Annotated in this window: 17 protein-coding genes; 5 read left to right on the forward strand and 12 right to left on the reverse strand. The window is 43.6% G+C overall.

The window, feature by feature from the left end:
• Positions 1–152 precede the first annotated feature (152 nt).
• A complete protein-coding gene (locus JW727_01930) occupies positions 153–824 on the reverse strand; it encodes a hypothetical protein (GenBank protein MBN2094780.1) in 672 nt (223 codons plus the stop codon).
• Entirely contained in the window at positions 818–2,062 is a 1,245-nt protein-coding gene (locus tag JW727_01935; protein MBN2094781.1) for a glycosyltransferase family 2 protein, read from the reverse strand. The genes JW727_01930 and JW727_01935 overlap by 7 nt, the downstream gene beginning before the upstream one ends.
• A 77-nt stretch (positions 2,063–2,139) precedes the next feature.
• Between JW727_01935 and JW727_01940 the strand changes: the two genes are divergently transcribed.
• Genes JW727_01940 through JW727_01950 form a run of 3 tightly spaced genes read left to right on the forward strand, consistent with a single transcriptional unit; the run spans position 2,140 to position 6,175 of the window.
• Positions 2,140–3,390, forward strand: coding sequence for a phenylalanine--tRNA ligase subunit alpha (locus JW727_01940; GenBank protein MBN2094782.1), 1,251 nt, complete (start codon positions 2,140–2,142; stop codon positions 3,388–3,390).
• Positions 3,377–4,996, forward strand: coding sequence for a phenylalanine--tRNA ligase subunit beta (locus JW727_01945; protein MBN2094783.1), 1,620 nt, complete (start codon positions 3,377–3,379; stop codon positions 4,994–4,996). Before JW727_01940 ends, JW727_01945 begins: the two co-directional genes overlap by 14 nt.
• A gap of 9 nt (positions 4,997–5,005) precedes the next feature.
• On the forward strand, positions 5,006–6,175 hold the full coding sequence (locus JW727_01950) for an MFS transporter (GenBank protein ID MBN2094784.1): 1,170 nt from the start codon (positions 5,006–5,008) through the stop codon (positions 6,173–6,175).
• A gap of 35 nt (positions 6,176–6,210) precedes the next feature.
• On the opposite strand, the gene JW727_01955 is transcribed toward JW727_01950, so the two are convergent.
• The 10 genes from JW727_01955 to JW727_02000 form a co-directional block, all read right to left on the reverse strand.
• Positions 6,211–7,656 carry a hypothetical protein gene (locus tag JW727_01955; GenBank protein ID MBN2094785.1) on the reverse strand — a complete coding sequence of 482 codons (1,446 nt, stop codon included), beginning with the start codon at positions 7,654–7,656 and terminating at the stop codon, positions 6,211–6,213.
• A gap of 21 nt (positions 7,657–7,677) precedes the next feature.
• Entirely contained in the window at positions 7,678–8,418 is a 741-nt protein-coding gene (locus JW727_01960; protein ID MBN2094786.1) for a hypothetical protein, read from the reverse strand.
• A gap of 70 nt (positions 8,419–8,488) precedes the next feature.
• Complete coding sequence (locus JW727_01965) at positions 8,489–8,815, reverse strand: DUF1616 domain-containing protein (protein MBN2094787.1); 327 nt, start codon at positions 8,813–8,815, stop codon at positions 8,489–8,491.
• A 3-nt stretch (positions 8,816–8,818) separates the two neighbouring features.
• A complete protein-coding gene (locus tag JW727_01970; GenBank protein ID MBN2094788.1) occupies positions 8,819–10,420 on the reverse strand; it encodes a hypothetical protein in 1,602 nt (533 codons plus the stop codon).
• 4 nt (positions 10,421–10,424) lie between these two features.
• Positions 10,425–11,891, reverse strand: coding sequence for a flippase (locus tag JW727_01975; GenBank protein MBN2094789.1), 1,467 nt, complete (start codon positions 11,889–11,891; stop codon positions 10,425–10,427).
• A gap of 39 nt (positions 11,892–11,930) precedes the next feature.
• Entirely contained in the window at positions 11,931–12,287 is a 357-nt protein-coding gene (locus tag JW727_01980) for a hypothetical protein (protein MBN2094790.1), read from the reverse strand.
• 202 nt (positions 12,288–12,489) lie between these two features.
• Positions 12,490–14,106 (reverse strand): hypothetical protein, encoded by a 1,617-nt coding sequence (locus tag JW727_01985; GenBank protein MBN2094791.1) that lies wholly within the window; start codon positions 14,104–14,106, stop codon positions 12,490–12,492.
• Positions 14,107–14,157: 51 nt separating this feature from the next.
• Positions 14,158–14,937: a class I SAM-dependent methyltransferase gene (locus JW727_01990; GenBank protein MBN2094792.1), complete on the reverse strand. Its 780-nt coding sequence runs from the start codon at positions 14,935–14,937 to the stop codon at positions 14,158–14,160.
• 2 nt (positions 14,938–14,939) lie between these two features.
• Positions 14,940–16,016: a UDP-N-acetylglucosamine 2-epimerase gene (locus JW727_01995; GenBank protein MBN2094793.1), complete on the reverse strand. Its 1,077-nt coding sequence runs from the start codon at positions 16,014–16,016 to the stop codon at positions 14,940–14,942.
• A complete protein-coding gene (locus tag JW727_02000; protein ID MBN2094794.1) occupies positions 16,013–16,963 on the reverse strand; it encodes a glycosyltransferase family 2 protein in 951 nt (316 codons plus the stop codon). Before JW727_02000 ends, JW727_01995 begins: the two co-directional genes overlap by 4 nt.
• A 22-nt stretch (positions 16,964–16,985) precedes the next feature.
• On the opposite strand from JW727_02000, the gene JW727_02005 reads away from it, so the two are divergent.
• Both JW727_02005 and JW727_02010 read left to right on the forward strand, forming a co-directional pair.
• Positions 16,986–17,609 carry a hypothetical protein gene (locus JW727_02005; protein ID MBN2094795.1) on the forward strand — a complete coding sequence of 208 codons (624 nt, stop codon included), beginning with the start codon at positions 16,986–16,988 and terminating at the stop codon, positions 17,607–17,609.
• 2 nt (positions 17,610–17,611) lie between these two features.
• Entirely contained in the window at positions 17,612–19,069 is a 1,458-nt protein-coding gene (locus JW727_02010) for a hypothetical protein (protein ID MBN2094796.1), read from the forward strand.
• Positions 19,070–19,313 lie beyond the last annotated feature (244 nt).

Here is a 19,313-nt window from a genome sequence, read left to right on the forward strand (position 1 = left end):
AGAATTATCTATCTCTTTCTTAGAATTATCTATCTCTTTCTTAGAATTATCTATCTCTTTCTTAGAATTATCTATCTCTTTCTTAGATGCCTGGGGAATCCTTTCAATTTTGTAGGTTTTGCACAAAGAATAAAATATTTTTTGGAAAGGGGTTATTTTTCAATCTTGCCCGTTTCCAGCAGTGAAATCAGATCATCTTTGCTGACCAGGCCTTCATACTGTCGGCTGTTGACTATAAGTGTTGGATATTGGGTTACATTGTAGCTGTGCTTTATGATTATAACTGGTGAGAGGTCGAGTTCTCCATCAATTGAAAATATCATGGTTTCGGGGTGGCTTTTCTTTATGCTGTTGAGTATAATCCCTTGAGATTCGCAGCCCTCACAATTACTCGAGTAGAAGTAAAGGATATCGTCTATCGGCACTGAGCAGTCTTTTTCAAGAGTTTTGCTTAATGTCCAGTACTTTATCAGTAGCAGTGTATAGCTTCTTTTGAGCATTTCATAGTCTCCTGGAAGGTATCTTTTTCCGTCGGAAGAGCTCTCGTACATATCCACCCTTTTGCCCAGCTCTTCCAGCTCAGGAACCATTGAGGCCTGGTAATGTGACAGGGCATCACATTTTTTCTCGCCTAGAGAGTCAAGGAGGAGCATATTTGTTTCCTGGATGCTCCTTAGTTCTTCAAGATAGGCCAGGTCCTTGGAGATGCTGCTGATTTTAGCGTCATTAATCATATTTGCCACCATCAGCCCCGAGATAAATATCACTAGACTGGCCACAAAAGTTATGAGATATAGGCCGTAGTTTATTTTTCTTTTCACCATTTTTTCTCTAGTTTTAAAAGCTCATATACTATGGCGCCCATCCAGAAGATGGAATAGAGGAGGGGGTAGATAAACATATAGCTTAAATAATCCAATTTTCTTTTTCTCAGGTTGAGGTTTTCATTTGAGGCGTGAATGCTGATAAGTATGATAGATATGCCGATGGACATAAAGAGCAACATAAAATAGGATAGAGAATTTATCGAAATGATGTCGAAAACAAAGGAAAGTGTGGGTGTCTGCAGCCCCACAAGCATTATTGCGTGCACGGTATCATATGCGCTCTTTAGAGAGAGATAGGCGGGTAGGAAGAGCATATAGCCCAAAATAAAGAGCCAAACGAAGTTTATTGGAAGAACATATACTCCGAGGTTTCCATAACGTGGATTTCCGAACATTCTCAGGTATTTTGCCGTGGTTTTAAAGTAGCCGCGGTACCAGCGTATCCTTTGGTTAAACAGCTCTCTGAAGGTTTCCGGCGCTTCTGTGTATACTACTGCAGTAGTGCTGTTTTCCATTCTACGCCCCTCAAGCTGCATTCGAAATGCAAGCTCCATGTCCTCAACTATGCTGTCCTTATCCCAACCACCCATCTTCCTTATAAGCTCGGTCTTGTAAACCGATCCGGGGCCTGGAAGGACGTACTGGCAATCAAGCACTGCAAAAAGCTTTCTGAGGTAAATCGAGAATATATATTCCACCCACTGTATCTTTTGCATCAAAGTCCTGGATTTTGAAATCTTCATTGCAGGGGAAACTGCCACTATATCTCCCCCCAATTCCCCAACAATCCTTCGAAGATAGTCTTTTTTGGGAAAAGAGTCTGCATCCATCGTTGCAATATAGTCGGTTTTTACGAACCTTAAGGCATAGTTTAAGGAGTCCGCTTTACCTGTGTTTTTCTTGCTTATCACCCTTATTCTGGGATTTTTAATTTTGCGGCATTCTTTTAGCGTGTTGTCCTTTGAGCCGTCGTTTATTACGATAATTTTCAGCAGGTTTTTTGGGTAGTCCAGGTTAAGGCAGGTTTTCAGGCATTTGCATATGCCTTTCTCTTCATTGTAGGCGGGTATCAGTATTGTTACTGAAGGCAGCTTCTTTGGGGCCTTTTTTTGCTTGAATTTGCCCAAGTTTCCAATATAAACCAGCAGAAACAGGACAGAACCATAAATCATCACAAAATAGCAGGCGAGCTGCAGCAGGTCCATTATCGCAAAGTTTCCGAGGGCAAATAGCATTAAAGTAATTGCCCTAATTGCTTATTTGCCTTTTTGGCTGGCCGGACCGGCTTTCTTTACTTTTTTTAATCGAAATTATGCAGGAAAAAGTGGCATATGGGCTTACGGAAGAAGGAAAAAAGTATCTTGAAGAGGGGCTCCCCGAGAGAAACCTTTTGAATCTGATTTCAAAAGGAAAAGTCCCTTTTGAAGAGGCAAAACGGCTTGAAAACTTTAATATTGCCCTTCAGTGGGCCAAAAAAAGCTCCTGGATTTTCATTGATGGGGGCTTTTTGTCCTTAAGCCCAGAAGGAAAAGCTGCTATTGAAAAGGGAAAGTCTGTCCTGGAAGAGGCGCTTTCAAATGCTGAAAAGCAGGTCATTCCCTCAGAAATGGCCTCACTGCTCCTTAAAAGAAACCTCATAAGAAAGCTTGATGCCCGCCTTGAGGATGTGAAAAAGCTCAAGGGAAAGGAGGTTTTGTCCCTCACGCCGGAGCTCATAAAGACCGGAATGTGGAAAGAGGTAAAGTTCAAGGAGTACAATGTGGGCTTTACCGGAAAGAAGCTTTACCCCGGAAAAAGGCATCCTTACAGGGTTTTTCTTAAAAACCTCAAGACGAAGCTTATAAACCTGGGCTTTGAGGAGATGGACTCAAGAATTATCATGCAGGACTTCTGGAACTGCGATGTATTGTTCATGCCCCAGACTCACTCTGCACGGGATATCCATGAGATTTTTAATGTCGACGCAAAAATCCCTCTTGTCGACAGGTCGGTTGCAGAAAAAGTGGGAAAAGAGCACGAAAAGTACTGGGGCTATAAATGGGATTACGGGCGGTCAAACAGCGCGCTTTTGATGTCCCAGGGAACAGCCCTTTCAGCTTCCCACCTGCCAAACTTGAAGATACCTGGCAAATACTTTAGCTTGGCAAAGGTCTTTCGGCCTGACGTGGTTGACGCAACACACCTCCTTGAATTCTACCAGCTTGAGGGGATTGTCTGCGACAAGAGCATGAACTTTCGGCACTTGCTTGGCCTGCTTAAGCAGTTTGCTATCGACATTGCCGGGGCTGAAGCGGTAAAGTTTTATCCGGACTACTTCCCGTTCACTGAGCCGTCAGTGCAGATATCAGCAAAGCACCCAAAGCTTGGCTGGGTAGAGCTTGGCGGAGCAGGGATATTTCGAAAACAAGTCACAAGGCCTTTTGGGATAGAGGAGCCGATAATTGCCTGGGGCCTTGGAATAGACCGCCTTGCAATGTTTAACCTGGGCGTTACTGACATTAGGGAATTATATTCATCCAACCTTAAGTGGCTTCGGGAGAATTATTACTATGCCAAAGATTGATATTTCGAAGGGAGATTTGGAGAATTTGCTTGGTAGAGAGCTTTCTCTTGAGGAGCTTGAAAGCATGCTTCTTCTTGCAAAAGGGGAGCTTGACGGGGTGGACGGAGACCTTCTCAAGGTCGACATCAAGGACTCAAACAGGCCTGACCTTTGGAGCGCCGAAGGCATTTCCAGAGAGCTTAAGCTTCGGATGGGGGAAAAGCAGAAGCTCGAATTTAAGGACTCCGATATTGTCCTTAATGTTGACGAGAGTTTGAAAGATGTCAGGCCTTACATTTCCTGCTGCTATGTCCTTGGGCTGAACTTCACAGACCAGATGATAAAGGACCTTATGGGCCTTCAGGAAAGACTTCATGCGCAGCTTGGCAGAAACAGGGAAAAAGTAGCAATAGGCATTTCAAACTTCGACCTGATAAATCCAAACCTATCTTACCGCGTTGCCACTGAAGACCTGAAGTTTCCGCCGCTGGGATACACCGAGATGATGACCCCAAAAGAGGTCCTTGAAAAGCATGGAAAGGGGCAGGCATACAAGCACCTGGTCGGTGACAAAATTCCGGTCTTTGTCGACAGGAACAATCAGATAATATCCATGCCGCCGATAATCAACTCGAATACTCTTGGAAAAATCGACGAGAATACAAAAAACATAATGATAGATGTTACCGGCACTGACGAGAAGCTGGTTGACCAGACGCTACTTATACTTGCCCTTAACTTTTCCGAGCGCGGTGGAAAGGTTTACCGTGTCAAGGTAAAATACATGGATTCTGATAAGTTCACGCCGAATATGGGCGCGATAACTGCTGAAGCTGAGCTTGAGGTGGTAAGGAATTTGAGTGGCCTTGACCTGGATGACAAAATGATTCAGGGCCTGCTTGAGCGGGCAGGGGCTTCCTGTTTGATAAAAGACGGAAAGATTGCTGCAGTTTACCCCCCATACAGAAAAGACGTGTTTGACGAGAGGGACCTGATAGAGGATGTCCTGATTTCATATGGCTACAATAACCTGATGCCCCTTAAAATTGAGATTCCAACAATCGGAAGCGAGAACACGAACATGCGCCTTAGCGAAGTTGCCGAGGAGCTTATGGTTGGAATGGGCTTCCAGCAGGCAATTTCATTTATACTTTCAAACGAAGAGAAGGAAAACGGAAGGATGGGCCACAGCGACAAGCTGTGTAGAATAACAAATCCTGTAAACCAGAATTATACTGTTGTCCGGAGAAGCATACTTCCTTCCTTGATGGAATTCCTCTCAAAAAACCAGCATAATGAATTTCCACAGAAAGTTTTTGAGGTAGGAAAGGTAATTATTGATGGGGATAAGGAAAAAACTTTTGCCTCTGCAGTCCTCTCAAACTCGACAGTGAACTACGAGGAAATTTCCTCGTCCCTTGAGGCATTGGTCGAAAACCTTGGATTCACCCTAAAGCTTGAACCCTGCAATGACTATGCATTCATAAGCGGAAGGTCCGCAAGAGCCATGGTCAACGGGAAAATGGTTGGGGTTGTTGGTGAGGTAAGCCCTGAAACAATCACAAACTTTGGGATCGAAACGCCCGTGGCTGCTTTTGAGATAGACCTGGCATTTTTGCTCGATTAGCAGATTAGTATGGATTTTCACTTAGATAGAAACGTTGGTTTGCTTGGTGTGGCTTTCCTCTGCATATTTTTTGGCTATGCAAGCGTTCAGCAGTATCTGGTCCTGTATTTTTCGGAAATGGGGCATACAGAACTTGGATTTCAGTCATTGATACTGGTTTACTTGTTTTATGGGCTATTCAATCCGATATCGGCAATATTTGTTTCTAAATATGGCGCAAAGAGCTGCATGATTTGCTCCTCCTTATTTTATTCTTTATTTATACTAACCCTTTTAAGCAAATCTGTTTTTTTGGTTTTTGCAAGTTCAATTCTTCTGGGTATTGCGGCAGCGTTTCTTTGGACGGGACAGCACAGTTATCTAATAAGGGCAAGCAACAAAAACCTTTATGGAAGCAATTCCGGGATATTTGGCGCTCTCAATGCCATAGGATCAACAGCCGGAATTATTGCATTGGGGGTTTTAGTTTCTGCTTTTCATTACACATTGCCTTTTTTGATATATTCTATTTTTCCATTGGTTGGAACTGCCTTACTGCTAGGCATAAAGGATATCAGGCCAAAGAAAAAAGCTGACCCCCTTAATCTTCTGAAAAAGTCTCTTTCGAGCATGACTGCCTTAAGGATTTCCACGATCTGGATTGTGCTGAGTTTTGTTTCTGGCCTTATGTTTGGGATAATTCCATTACGAATTAAAGCGGTTTTTGGCATTCAGTACATTGGAATCCTGATGGCGCTGTTCTATATTTTGCCCATATTCACGGCATATTTATTTGGAAAAATGTCTGACTTGAGGGGAAGGGGAGGCATGGTGCTTTTCTCATATGTTTTGTTAATTTCCGGAATATTGTCTCTTTATATGTCGGCTCAGGCAATGTTCTTGATTCTGGGTATTTTTTTGCTTGCCCTAAATTCGGCGATGATGGGCCCGGTTATCATGGCATTAGTAGGGGATATTTCAAATGAAAAGAATCTTGAATTTTTGACTTCCGTATTCAGCACGATACAAAAAGTGGGTATTTTGGGGGCACTGATTTTAGGTCAGGCTTATTATAATGACATTGCTTCTATTTGTATTGTATCTCTTATGATTGCACTGATTTCTTTTATGGCTGTGTTTCCACTGTTCAGGATGAAAAAAGAAAAGATAAGGGAAATGATCGGCCGTGAGACCCAGTAATAAAATTTGGCATTGACCTTGGCATATCCGGGAGCTTAGTTATTGCCTAAACTGTCAGGGCTTATCTTTGCAAAGTTTCCTGAAATTCCAGAAAGTGATGAGAGCATTCTGTTAAAGCCCTCCACTATCCTTTTAAATCCTTCCAGCAGATAATCCCAGATGTAGCGGGGGGTTGGTTTTGGAATTGTCGGCTCTTCGACAATATATCCGATTTCGTTTCCGTTTGCTCTAGGCACCCGGAAGCTCATCTCATTAAGCTCTTTTGTGCAGGCCCTTATTTCGTCAATATCTTTTGAGTAGCAGGGCTTAAAGTCGCGCCCCAGTATGCCCTCCATTATTCTGTTTGATTCCTCTTTGCTTGAGACGCTTTCATTTATCTCAAGCAAGTCCAGATAAACTCTGTGGAGGGAGGACTCATCATCCTTGAGGTATTCTCTTATGAAAAGCTCCGAGTAGGCATATCCAAATTCCCGGTCATATTTTGACTGGGGGTACCAGTAGCTCATATATTTCTGGTCATTTGCGTAGTAGTTCCAGAGGTCTTCTGGCGTCTTTTTCGGCTTGAGAGTGTAGATATAATTTTTTTCTTTCCACACCTTTTCGCTTCCAAATAGTTCTGGCTGCCTTTCTCCGAGCATGCGGTAGGTTATTGAGGTAGCGTAACAGGCAACACCTTCATCGAACCAACTTACGTTTGCCTTGTTCCAGGACAGGGCAAATGCATTGAATCCGTGGGTTGTTTCGTGAATTATTGTGGCGAGCGTGTCATTTGCGTTTTTTGACTCTTTCACGAGTATCATTCCGTTGAACGTTCCGGCACTCCAGTCCTTATATTCTTTGCCATATTCTTCTTCAGAGAGTATCGCAAGCCCAAACTTTACCGGGACTTTGAGTCCGGTAAGCCCTTCAATGAGGGGGTAGTATTTTTCGACAGTTTCAAGATCTATATCGGAATTTGTGAAGTAGTGTTCGCTTTCCTGGCTTCCGCCGTAGATAAGGTTGATGCTAAGCGGCCCTGTCCGTTTAGCCCGGGTTTCAGATTCAAGATACTCCACCTTTGCGTTCGGGGAAAATACGTAAGGAAAATTTCCCTTAACTTCTGCGTAAGAGGTTTCGTTTTCGAATCCAAACAAGTTAAGCTCTACATGGTTCAGGCCCCCAGGTTTCTCCCAGTCACCTACGGAATAATACATGTTCACTATCCGGACATCTGCCCTTTTCTGGTTTGTCCTGAACTTCACAAGAGACCCGTCGAGCGTGTACTTTATGGCTCCAACCTCGTCCTCTATCTTTTCGAGCTGTGCTCCTTCGGGAATTATTACCGTAAGGTCCCAGTAGTCAAGTGGGGTATCTGAGGTCAGAACCATTGTGGTATTTATTGCTATTTTGGAGCCAACAAGCTCTACTTCGTGAATTACTTCTGCTAAAATAGGGCAGGGTAGCAGCAGTAATATCAGAAGGAGTAAATAATGATTTTTCATAAAAACTTAAAGCCAAACTATTTAGCAGTTTAGGTTCATTACCTCTGCTTCGCTTGTTGTTTTTTCGCTTTGTCCAAATCCGCAGGTGAAGACCTCTTCTTCCTGATAGCAGCACCTAACTTCCCCTTCTTCTAGGGTATAGAACCTGTACCCCTCTTCATAGAACGCACAACACTTGTACCTTGCGTATTTGCCCTCCAGAAGCTCTTTCTTTGTTAGGGCTTCATCCCGTTCATCTTCGGCAGTTTCCAATTCTTCGAGGGCATTGTCAAGCTCTTTATTCATGTTGGAAAGTTCTTTTTGGGCTTCCTTCAGCTTTTGGCTCGTGTCGGACAAGTCAAGGGATACGGCTTTCTTCTGGGTCTGGATTTCCTCATTTTCGTCAATGCAGGATTCATAATCCACTTCACATGTCGAAAGGCAATCCTCGGTGTAGCTTAGGTTTCCTGAAAGGGAGGAAACTACAAATTCCAGGGAGGTTATGTTGCCTGAAAGCTCTGAAGCGCGCGAATAGGAATCAGTAAGACTTTTCTGGCAGGACCGGAGCTCGTTGTTTTTCTTAATCATGTTTCCGGTCAGGGTTCCGCCCACAATAACTAGTATAATTATGCCTATGGCCATGGCAATCATTTTTTTATTTGCTGAAAGGACACTTGAGAATTTTTCGGTTCTTTTGCCCAGGTCTTCGTCTTTTTGCCTGAACCTGTAGGGCACTACCTCCTGCTGCGGATTTTTGGGCTCAGTACTGTCTTCAGTTCCCATAAATTAGCTTTGCTTGATATATATACGATACTTCTTGGAGAAACTCCTTTCTAATGGGTTCTGTGAGGATTTAAGCTTCTTTCTGTTTGCGGAATATGTGGGGTATCCGGCCGTTTGTGGAGGATCTTTTCAGGTAAATCAAATATCCCAGCGTCGCCAGGGCAAGGTTTAGTATTGCGACGTTAAGCAGGTTGATTTTTATGCCTAAAAGGAAGTTTGCATGGAAGACGAGTAGCGGGAGGGTTGCAATGGACAGGCCGAAGCTTAGCGCAATCCTTTCTATCCAGTCAATTTCTCCCCTTTTTGGAAAGAAAGCAAAGCTTAGCGAGAGGCCAGGCATGAAAAGAATGAAGGCTGAGGCAACTATCATTCTTGCCGCTTCCAGGGCTTCTATCATAATTTAGCCAGCGTGCCTATAAAGTATTCCTCCCTCATCTTCATAGGCTATTTCGAAGCAGTCGCCTCTGAATTTCTGCATATTTATCGCTGAGCTTGAGGGGTGCTTTCCCACGAAGACATAAAGTGGCTTGGGATATACTTCCATGAGGGCAGATATTTCAGAGCAGTTTCCCGCAGCCCAGAACTGCCTCCATTGGTTTTCATTCCATAAGTCCTGGTCAAACTGCCCCGGGGCTATGGTGATTCTTTTTGAATAGCCCAGAACCCATGGAGAGTAGGCGCTTGCAGTGGCCATGACGGAAGCGTTCTCTTCGGTGAAATTTGGTATTTTCTTTATGCTTTCAAGCTGAGTTTCATTTATCAGGGGCTCAAGTTCTGAAGAAAGGGTCGTGGTGGAAACCGCTCCTGAAAGGATTATCAGGATAACCAGCCCAAGCCGTAAATTTCCGGAAATGCTTTTGGAGTAAAATATTCCCTGGGCAAGGCCGAAGCCCGCCAGCAATATTGCTGCGATATCCAGGCTTATTATGAGGCGGTTGAAGAAAAACAGCTTAAGGGCTACAACAAGGCCGTTTATTATAAACAGCAGGAAAGGGGGGTTGAAATTTTTCTGCCTTAGCAAAACAAGAAACCCAAGAAGGGCAAAAGGAAGGATTGCCAGTGAGATATACTGGTAGGTGAACAGGTTATAAAAGGTGCCTGACCCTATGCTTCCCGGATATATAACACTTTCAAGAACCTTTTGGGAAGGGGCTAATACCAGTTCACTGAGCCGTTGGTGATAGGTTACTAATAGCACAATACCTGTGGCCGCTAAGCCAAGGAGCCCATTGAGGAATATTTTATTATCCCTGAAGCTTGTGATTGTGTATGCCACCCAGACCAGGGCCAGCATAAGGAAAGTTGGCTGGTGCAAAAAGCCCGTTGCTGACGCAAAAAGTATGGCTGGAACCTGGCCTTTTTTTCCGTCAAGAAAGTAAAAGGCAAAAAGCATTGTGCTTAGGGCAAGAATGTTCCTGTAGTATAGATACCAAAAGGCGTTAAGCTGTGTGAGCGAAATCGAAAACATTATGGCTGAGAATATTCCCGCTTCAAGCCCAAAATACTTTTTTGAAACAAGGTAGACTGGGAGGACAGTGATTGCGGAGAGGAATATGTAGACTGGAATAATGAACTGCCCACTACTAACTCCAAAAAGATAGAACTGGTCTGCCATCACGGCAATGCCTGAGGGAAACCCGGATTTTATCCACAAGTCAAGGCTTTTTTCAGGAATGCTGGGAAGACTCTCTTGGAACATGTCAAAGACATACTTGTATATGCCGGCGTCATACCCAAGTGGGACTGAGTTGTCGATGTATGGAAGAGTTCTGACGAAAATGGCAAAAAGAAGAGCAGTGATGACAAGGAATTGCACTGTCTTTGATGACAACCTGAAGCTTCTCTTTTCGCTGATGGCAAACAGGCCTAGCACGGCAATTATTACTGCGAAAAAGTCGAGCTTTAGGGAATACTTCCACAAGAGGCCTGCGCTTACCGCAAGTGTGACTAGCAGGTAGATTGCCAGCAGGTGAAAGAAACTGCTTTTCAGAACTGATTTCATAAGATTATTTCCTGTATAGCTTAATTCCCATCAGTAAAGACCTTGCTTTTCCCGGCATGGCGTTGTAAATCCGGGAAAAGTCTTTTTCCGTTATTTCCCTTGTAGCCAAAAGGACCAGGAGGTAGATTGCTCCAAGGATTAAGTATTCGGCAGGCAAAAGCCACTTGCTGGTGACAGCCAGGAAAGGCGAAGCGGCAACCATAATGCCAGACGCAAGGAGGACTCTTAGGATGCTTGACCAACTGATAAAATTTCCCAGATTTTTTATCGAAAAGGCGCAGATGGCGATGGTCCCAAGAATGCAGGCAATGGTTGTCGCATATGCAGCTCCATTGAGGCCATAGAAGGGTATAAGCAGCCTGTTGAGGATTATGCTGAGCAGGCCAAGCGATAATGAGATTGCCATGGGAAGTTTTGTCTTGCCGATAGCCATCAGGCAGCTTGCCAGGACCGAGAAGATTGTCAGAAATGCAAATCCCACTGAGAGTATTCTCAACGGTTCGCTGGCTTCAAGGTAAGTCCCGGTATAGAGGAGAGATATAAGCACAGGGCTTGTAACGATTATCAGGGCTGTCGCAGGCGTTATGAGGATGATGAGATACCTTGCCGCTTCCTTAAGGTAGGTCTTTGCCCTCTTTTTTTCGCCATTTGAATAAAACATTGAGATGGCTGGGAATAAGGCAACTCCAATCGCGCAGAGGATGCTGTATGGAAGGCGCGCGATAGTTGTTGCGGCGTTATAATACCCAGTCTCCGCGACGCTTCCTAAAATGGAATTGACCGAGAAAAGGTCAACACTGATGAGAAAGTTGAGCGCCACTGTGTAAAGAATAACGGGCCAGGCAAAATCAGCAAGGATTTTCCAGTCAAGGTCCACTTTGCTTTTTCCCTGGGAAATATATAATCCTACAAGAAATGCGAGGATTGGGGCAAAAGCAAACCCTATGAATGCCCCTCCAACTGAAAAGCCCAGGACGACAAATCCTACCATGAAGAATGTCTTTACGAAGGAATACAGTGTCTGTATACCTGCCTGTGCCTTGTATTTTCCAAGGCCATTGAAGTATCCAGTGATAACTGAGTAGAGAGAGTAGCCTATCATTATGAATCCTGAGAGCCGGATGTAGTAGGCAAGAGAGGAATCACCCAAAAGAACCGCGAAAGTCCCAGACAGGACTTCGTAAGCCACGAAAAGAACTGCAGAGAAGGCAAGCTGGAGGTTTATCGCCGCTTTCTTGACTGCCTCTGGATCCTCCCCCGCCGATATGTGCTTGGAAACTGCTTGGTAGATTCCCGAAGTGAGTACGAGATTGAAGATGGTAATTAGAGAGACCACCACTCCGTAAATTCCATATGAAACTGGTCCAAGAAGCCTTGCAAGGGCAAAGTGTATCAAGTAGCCCGTGACCATGAAGATGAATGTGGAGGCCATCAGGTAAAAGCTCCCCTTTGACACAGACTTAAGGTCCATAAAAATACTGGGGAAACGATTTAGGGTTTGCCTTGACTTTTAGTTGGGAGGTAGTTCTTTTAAATGGGTTTTGCATCTTTTAGAGGAACTTTCCTTTTTGCATATCCAGTCTGAAATTTTTTCACCCCTAAGCCTTGCAGTGGTGAGCTTTCCGCCAACAACACTAAGAAAATTTTTCGGGCTTTCGTAACTTTCAAAATCTCGTGAAATCTCTCTTCCGGCATCAGTAGTTCCCAGTCTTAAAAGAGGCATTATGCCAATGATAGTCTTAATCGTTCCTTGGTCTTTGATTACTGGAAGTATATCAGAAAAGCCGGAAATTAGATAAAATTCCACATTGGCTTCTGGCTTTGCCTCTTCAGGGAGTTTATCTTTGTGGAAGTTGTGCCTAGCCAACCTTGGCCATTATGGACAATATAAGCATCAGCGTCAGTTGGAGCTCTTAAATACTGCAGCCCTCTAGGGGAGAGAGCCTGCTGGACAATAATAGTTCCCTGGCTGTAGTGCATTGGGATGTCAGTACCTACTTTATTAGCAACATGATTTACCCGGAAGCTTATGTTAATTATCGTTAATGCCCATGCTCTTGGCATGTAGTTTACTTTGGAAGGTTTATGTCATAGACCACCACTTGACTACTTTCATAGGTCTTGTTGAGCCTGCCAGACTCTTCAAGGAACATTGTTTGGTTTGCCCTTAGTGCCTTATATCCGCTTTGCCATTTTGCAAGAACCAGCGAAGTAAGATTATATTCATTTGCAAATTTGTCAAAGCCACTAAGATTTTTTTCCATGAATGCAGCGTAACCCGAATTTATCCTTATTGACTCGGGATTATCTTCCACATAGTCTATATATTTCCTTTCGCCAACATATATTTTTTTGTCTAGGTAGTATGCAAACTCGTATGCCCTGTTGCTGAGCGCGTTGCCTTCTGGGAGGATTATGCTTTTTACATCATCTGTCATTTGCTTGTTTTTTTCAAAACGCAGGTAAGTGTTTTGCGCGAGAGGGAAGCTTGAAATAAGAAATACTACGACTACAAGCGCAGAAATAATTGCCAGAAGCCTGTGTGAAATAAATGATTTTGCCTTGTCAAGGCTTACGGCTGTAAATATGAGTATGAGCAGCAGTATAAGAAAGTTAGAATTCATGAAGTAGAACCATATAGCTCCTCCTAGCTTTAGGAATCCGAGAATTGAGAGTAATATGGTTGCTAAGATGGATATCAGGAGAAGCTCAAGCCTTTTCCTAAGAAGAACAAGAAGGGAAAAAGCAATTAGGGCCAAGATCATTGCGCCCTGGATAGGAAGGCCCATTTGCCGTGGGTCAGACAGGTTATCATATATCTCGTTTAGGTCTTCACTCTGCACTTCTTCCGAGGAATAGCCTTCCGGAGTTATATCCGTCTTATAATAGACTGCCGTTTTTGGAACGTCAAATAAATTGAGTTCCATTTTGTCTATTACCGGAACTTTTTGCGTGGGGTTTCCTAGAAGGCTGCCTGTGCTTTCAAACATTGCTAGATAAAAAGGAGCGCAAAGCACCGCCAATATAAGCCATAACCCAAGAAGTAGATTTACATTTTTCAAGCCTCTTCGGGAAATAATGTATAAGGATATCAAGCCGAGAAGAGGAATCACAAGTAGTCCTATCTGCTTGAACGCAATCATTGCAGCTCCAAAAATGAACATTAGACCAAGAGGACGATTGGAATATTTTTTTGTATCGGCAAGATATGCAAGGTAGATTATGAACAAACCAAATAGCCACCAGAAAGTTTCCATCTTGTATCTAAGTATTGCGTAAAAGAAAGCGCTTCCAAGAAAAAGAACTGAGGTAAGGATGAGAGCAATCAACTGGGAATAACCCTTTAATTTTAGGATTTTTTCAATCAGTGACCAGACAAGGAACAGGTATGTGAGCGATGCAAAAAAGATTATGGCTTTATTGAAATTATCTCCAATAAAAATAAGTCCTATGGAATTCATTACAATGTATCCTTGAGGGTATAATACTGGTCTGCCGCTGTTTATGTCTTCTGTTTCGTAAACTATTTTCTGTTCTTTTAGCATCTGATGAGAAATGATGCCATAATAAGAGCTGTCAGATGCCAACTCATTTATGCTTGCAAAGGCACCAACAATAAGAATCACAATCAAAGATACAAGAAGAATGGCTACCTTGCATATCGATTCTGCTTTTTTTCCAAGCATATACTAATTTGGATTCATATGATTACCTCCCTTAGCAAGTTTACTTTTTCATTAACTTTTTTCTACAATCGTCACCAAAAAATAACCCTCTCTTTTGTTAAGTGGATTTGCAAGCTTGCTGGCAAGTTCAAACCCAAGTATCCACATGTTTTGAAGAGCTTTGTTCCTGAAATGGTATTTGCCATACTGAAACTGCGTCCAATACCCAATAGAATATTCCTTTACAGGATATTTTTTTTCAATCAGGCCGTTCAGGGTTTCAAACGGACTTTCGTAACCGGCCTGCCAGATTCCCTTATTCTCTGCAATGCTTTTCATCTTAAGATAATATTTTCCGCAAACGCAGGGGTTGAAAAGAACCACAAACCCTCCGGGCCTTGCTATCCTGACCATCTCGCTTATTGCTTTTTTCTGCTGCTCGCGCTTAAAATGCTCAATTACTCCTGCGTTCCACACAAGATCAAAGCTATTGCTCTTCAAAGGAAGGCTCATTATTGATGCCTGTATAAACTGAGCTTTCAGCCCATAGAGATTTTTCTTTGATAGGTCTATGGCCTCTGGAGAAATGTCTATCAGGGTAACATTTGCCCCGTTTTTTGCGAGCTGTTTTGATATCAGTCCGGTTCCTGAGCCGCACTCGGCAATATTTTTTCCTTGGAGATTACTTTGGCAGATGCCAAGGAGATTATCAAAAATCAGCTTGCTTGAGTTTGGTAGCGGAAATAGCCGGAAAAACGCTTTTTCCAGTTTTTGGTTTAGCTTTGTTGATCTATTATGACCTCTCCAGATCCCATCCCAGTTTTCTGAAACCTCTTTAAGATGCCGGTCCATATTCATTTAAAATCCGCTATTGCATTGACAATAATCTTTGATGGGCTTTTCTTGCAATGGTTTTTTACTTGCTTGAATGAGTGGTAATTTTTGACAAAGTCCATAAGTACATTGCGGTTGTAATTTGAAATTACCGTATTCTTTCCGAGCCCTTCAAACCTCTCGGTCTTGCTTCTCATGAGAAGGCAGGGCTTTCCAAGGTAGGAGCATTCCTCCTGGTTGCTTCCTCCATCGGTTATGACAAACTCGGCATTCCAGACAAGCTTTATGAACCTGAAATAATCATAGCGCGGCCTTAATTCAATGTTTGGATTTTTCTTAATCCTCCCATAAATGCCGTATTTTTTGAGCCTTTCCCTAGTGGGCTTATGGAGTATGAACAAGAGCCTTATGTTTTTGGACAGCTCTTCCATGCTCCTAACTATCTCATCAAGCCTTTTTTCGCTTGAAATATTTTCATACCTGTGAATCGAGACGAGGCCATATTTTTCGCCAGGAATGTCCACATTTATCTTATTTTGGTTCCTGACTGCCAACATGAGGGCGTCATAGAGTGTGTTGTGGCGGGTGTTTATTTTTTTGCCGCCATATTTTTTCGAGTTATTCATCGCGGCTTCATCCTGGCAAAAATGATAGTCAACCATTCTTGAAACAATCCTTCGGGTTATCTCTTCCGGGAAAGGGTTCCAGATATCGTTTGACCTAAGCCCTGCTTCGACATATCCTACTTTGAGGCCTGACATCTTTGCCATCATCGCGCCTAAAAGCGCGGAGAAGGCGTCACCATGCACAAGGACAATTCCATTTTTGCTTGGGAATATCTTTTTTTTGTTTCTTGCCGTGTGGACAAGGCATTTTACTGACCAGGAGGCCATCTGAAAGACCTGGGTAATGTCTTTTCCTTTATAGAGTGTATAATCCGGCCTTCTAAGGCCAAAAACGTCTATTAGCTCTTTTATGGTTTCCTTGTGCTGTCCGGTGAAAATAAACCTATATTTGATATTCTGCTTGTTTAGCTCAACCATTATTGGCGCCATTTTTATGAGCTGGGCCTTGCTTCCTAGGGTAATATAAATCATCTTTTTCCGTACCTCTCAAGCTTTTGCCGGTACAAAATATCTTCCTGCAAAATCCGCTGCCTGACAAACATGTCGGCGAGTATACCAAATGTTAGGGTGATGAGGGATGTCAGGAAAAGAAATCCGGCGAGCATTGCTGAGCCAAGCACTCCTGTGAAATGCCCGGTCTGCAGGTAGTAAAACATGGCCCATGCAAAAGGAAACAATGCCACAATAAATACCGCCAGGGACAGAGCCCCGAAAATAAGGATTGGGTGTGTGTCAGTGTATTTTCTAAGGACTATCGAAATTGCCTTGAGGCCGTAGAGGTACCAGGTTTTTACCACTTTTGATTTTCCGGTTTTTCTCTTTTCTGCCACTATTGGTATTTCGGTTATTCTGAAGCATCCGTTGGCTGCACGTATTATGAACTCCTGAGTGTAAGTGAATTTTCCGAAAAGAACTGTCCTGAGGGCAACCTCCCTGGTGAACGCCCTAAAGCCGCATTGTGTGTCGGTCAGGTCTGCCCCGGAGATTTTTCTCGTAAGCCAGGAAAAGAGGAGGTTTCCTGCTTTTTTCATGAAGGGCATTTCAGGGTTCTTGCCAAGAAACCGTGAGCCAATGACTACGTCGGTTTTTTCTTTGAGAATGGGCTCTATCAGCCGCGGAATGTCCTTTGCGCTGAACTGGCCGTCAGCGTCAGTGTTTATGATAATGTCTGCGCCCATCTCCAGCGCATTTTCAAGGCCAGTGTTGAAGGCCGAGCCCACACCACGGTTTTTTCTGTGAACCGCTATCCTACTAGCACCTGCTTTTTTCGCTGCCTTGGCAGTATCATCAGCCGAGCCATCATCTATGACCAAAATTTCAACCTTATCAATGCCTTCAATTTTGCGTGGTATCGCTCTGATCACTTTTCTAATGGATTCTTCCTCGTTAAACGCAGGAATCATCACTACAAGCTTCATAATTATCTGAGGTTATTTAGTTATGAACCTTACCAGTATCAGGGAAATTTCCTTGAACTTTTTTCTTCTTTCGCTTTTGTCATTTTTTGGCTATCTGGTTGCCCGTGAATTTTTACCGCTGGCTTATCCAGGCATGGTAGAAAAGCTTATTTGGCTTTCCTTTGCTTTTGGAATATTCACAGGGATTATATACAGCCCAACAATATATCTGGTGGTCCAAAGGATGCTGCCTAAAATCAGCCTTATCCGGCACCATGGCAAGTTAGCCAGAGTGCTTGGCTCAGAAACCGAAAATGCCGCAAGGGTCCGCCTTAGCTGGGTCTTTCAGACACTTTTAGTCTCGTTTCTCCTGGTAATCCTTATCAGGCAGTATATCCCGTTTGCTGAAGTCATCAATGCGGGCTATCTCTTGCCTACAGTCATTTTTTTTGGAATATTGAGCTTTGTCTATCCTCCTGGGGAAAATGTGTTCAAAAAAAGCAGACCTGTGAGATTTGATTACTGCCTTGCAGCGTTCCTTGGCATTGCAGGCATGATTCTTGTCTGGTACAAGGTGCAGACAATGGGGCAATTGGGCTATATTATACCGATAGTATCCGGCCTGCTGATAATTCTCCTGTCTATTTTAGTTCTTGAGGAAGACTAATAATGATTAAGCTTTTCTTTGCAGACTTTCTGGTCGTGCTGCTTATTTTGTCCCCCGCATTTGCTGACGCATCTCCGATTGACTTTTCCAGCCCGACGCCAGTGGATGGGTCGATACTAAGGTCAAGCCGAGTGGAGATAAACTCGACCCTGCAGGCGTTTGGCCTTCAGGAACTTACCCTGGAATGGGGAGGGACAAATTATACTATATATGACGATTCTCTTGTCCTGGCAATGGATTTTGATAATATGTCTGCCTGGGCAGATTTTTCTACTTACGCGAATAATGCCACAATCCATAGCGCTTCGTGGACCGATCGGGGAAGATATGGCGGGGCAATGTGGCTTGATGGGGTGGATGATTATCTATCAGAAACGGATGTTGTTAACACGACAGGGAGCTGGACTTATTGCGCCTGGGCAAGAAACGACAATGGCAGCATCACTGCTTCAAAGCTTCTTTTCGCAAACAGGCCCTCTCCAAATATCTTCATGTTTTACATTGCCAACTCCTCAAACGGCACTCGGCTGAGGGTGGGGTTATGGAATCTCAAGGGAGACTCAGTAACTACTATCATGGGGGGAGAAGTTCTCCCAGTAGGAGAATATTTTCATGTGTGCTTTGGCTATGATTCCACTGACGGAAACTTTTCCATTTATGTCAACGGAAAGCCGGACGCTTCGCAGAAGTGGTTGGATATGGCGGACAGCATGACAAACACACTTTATATCGGGTATGGGTATGGCGGCACAGACCGCTACTGGCAGGGTGCGATAGATGAAATAAGAATATTCAGCCGCTCCCTTACTGGGGAAGAGATCAGGATGATCTACCAGACAAACCTGAGGAGAATCAATGCAACAGATTGGGGATTTTATGCTAACCTCACAGACCTGCCGGACGGGGAATATTCCTTTCGCCTTTGGGCAAGGGACGCTTCAGGCAACATAAGCCAAAGCTTGTTAAGGCACTTTTCAGTTGAGGCAACAAATCCGCAGGTCAGTATAGGCCCAGTATCCTTTAAGACCCTTTCAGGAAGGCCGGTTCTTGCAATAATGGTGAATTCGACAGATTTGAGCCTCAATTATACACTCATTCAGGCAGCTAATTCCACCGGGGAGATCCTTAATTCTACAGAAGTTACCGAGAACGGAAGTTTCTTGGCGGAGCTGGAAGTTCCCTATGAAAGCCAGTATATACTGACAGCAACTGCTTATGACTTGGCTGGAAACACAAACCAGAGTACCCGGGTCTACAATATGGATACTCTGGCCACTGGGGACTATTTCCTGAATGTCCTTTCCAGAAAACCAACTCTAACTATAGGGGGTTTTGCATTAACTTTAGGCATAGCTCTGCTGATTGCAGTTCTGCTCGTCTTTGCCCTCTGGAAACACAATAAAAAAGGCAGGAAGAAAAAAAAGGAAGCCGTTCTCCAGCTAAGATATACCAACAACTAATGCCCAATTGTTTGGCGATATTTGGTTTTCAGGGTTTGGAGGTCATTTGGAAGAGAAATGCTGGGGAATGAAATCTTATCTGATAATGTGGCCTGACCAGCGTTGTTAAGGATAAGAAGTGTCAGAAGAACATCTATTTCAGAAACCAGGCACTATTCTTAGGTATATCTTGTTATTTATATAATACTCCCAAAATTATTGATGGAGAGCTCCTCTTTAAGGAGATCTGGTATTGGAAAATTTT

Source organism: Candidatus Aenigmatarchaeota archaeon, assembly GCA_016932615.1.
Classification (GTDB): Archaea; Aenigmatarchaeota; Aenigmatarchaeia; order QMZS01; family QMZS01; genus JAFGCN01.

Excerpts from the sequence above, each read along its gene's own strand:
- JW727_02005 (MBN2094795.1), top strand. The coding sequence starts at position 16,986 with ATGAACCTTACCAGTATCAGGGAAATTTCCTTGAACTTTTTTCTTCTT.
- JW727_01955 (MBN2094785.1), bottom strand. The coding sequence starts at position 7,656 with ATGAAAAATCATTATTTACTCCTTCTGATATTACTGCTGCTACCCTGC.
- JW727_01960 (MBN2094786.1), bottom strand. The coding sequence starts at position 8,418 with ATGGGAACTGAAGACAGTACTGAGCCCAAAAATCCGCAGCAGGAGGTA.
- JW727_01995 (MBN2094793.1), bottom strand. The coding sequence starts at position 16,016 with ATGATTTATATTACCCTAGGAAGCAAGGCCCAGCTCATAAAAATGGCG.
- JW727_02000 (MBN2094794.1), bottom strand. The coding sequence starts at position 16,963 with ATGAAGCTTGTAGTGATGATTCCTGCGTTTAACGAGGAAGAATCCATT.
- JW727_01935 (MBN2094781.1), bottom strand. The coding sequence starts at position 2,062 with ATGCTATTTGCCCTCGGAAACTTTGCGATAATGGACCTGCTGCAGCTC.
- JW727_01950 (MBN2094784.1), top strand. The coding sequence starts at position 5,006 with ATGGATTTTCACTTAGATAGAAACGTTGGTTTGCTTGGTGTGGCTTTC.
- JW727_02010 (MBN2094796.1), top strand. The coding sequence starts at position 17,612 with ATGATTAAGCTTTTCTTTGCAGACTTTCTGGTCGTGCTGCTTATTTTG.
- JW727_01975 (MBN2094789.1), bottom strand. The coding sequence starts at position 11,891 with ATGGACCTTAAGTCTGTGTCAAAGGGGAGCTTTTACCTGATGGCCTCC.
- JW727_01930 (MBN2094780.1), bottom strand. The coding sequence starts at position 824 with ATGGTGAAAAGAAAAATAAACTACGGCCTATATCTCATAACTTTTGTG.
- JW727_01990 (MBN2094792.1), bottom strand. The coding sequence starts at position 14,937 with ATGGACCGGCATCTTAAAGAGGTTTCAGAAAACTGGGATGGGATCTGG.
- JW727_01970 (MBN2094788.1), bottom strand. The coding sequence starts at position 10,420 with ATGAAATCAGTTCTGAAAAGCAGTTTCTTTCACCTGCTGGCAATCTAC.
- JW727_01945 (MBN2094783.1), top strand. The coding sequence starts at position 3,377 with ATGCCAAAGATTGATATTTCGAAGGGAGATTTGGAGAATTTGCTTGGT.
- JW727_01940 (MBN2094782.1), top strand. The coding sequence starts at position 2,140 with ATGCAGGAAAAAGTGGCATATGGGCTTACGGAAGAAGGAAAAAAGTAT.
- JW727_01965 (MBN2094787.1), bottom strand. The coding sequence starts at position 8,815 with ATGATAGAAGCCCTGGAAGCGGCAAGAATGATAGTTGCCTCAGCCTTC.
- JW727_01985 (MBN2094791.1), bottom strand. The coding sequence starts at position 14,106 with ATGCTTGGAAAAAAAGCAGAATCGATATGCAAGGTAGCCATTCTTCTT.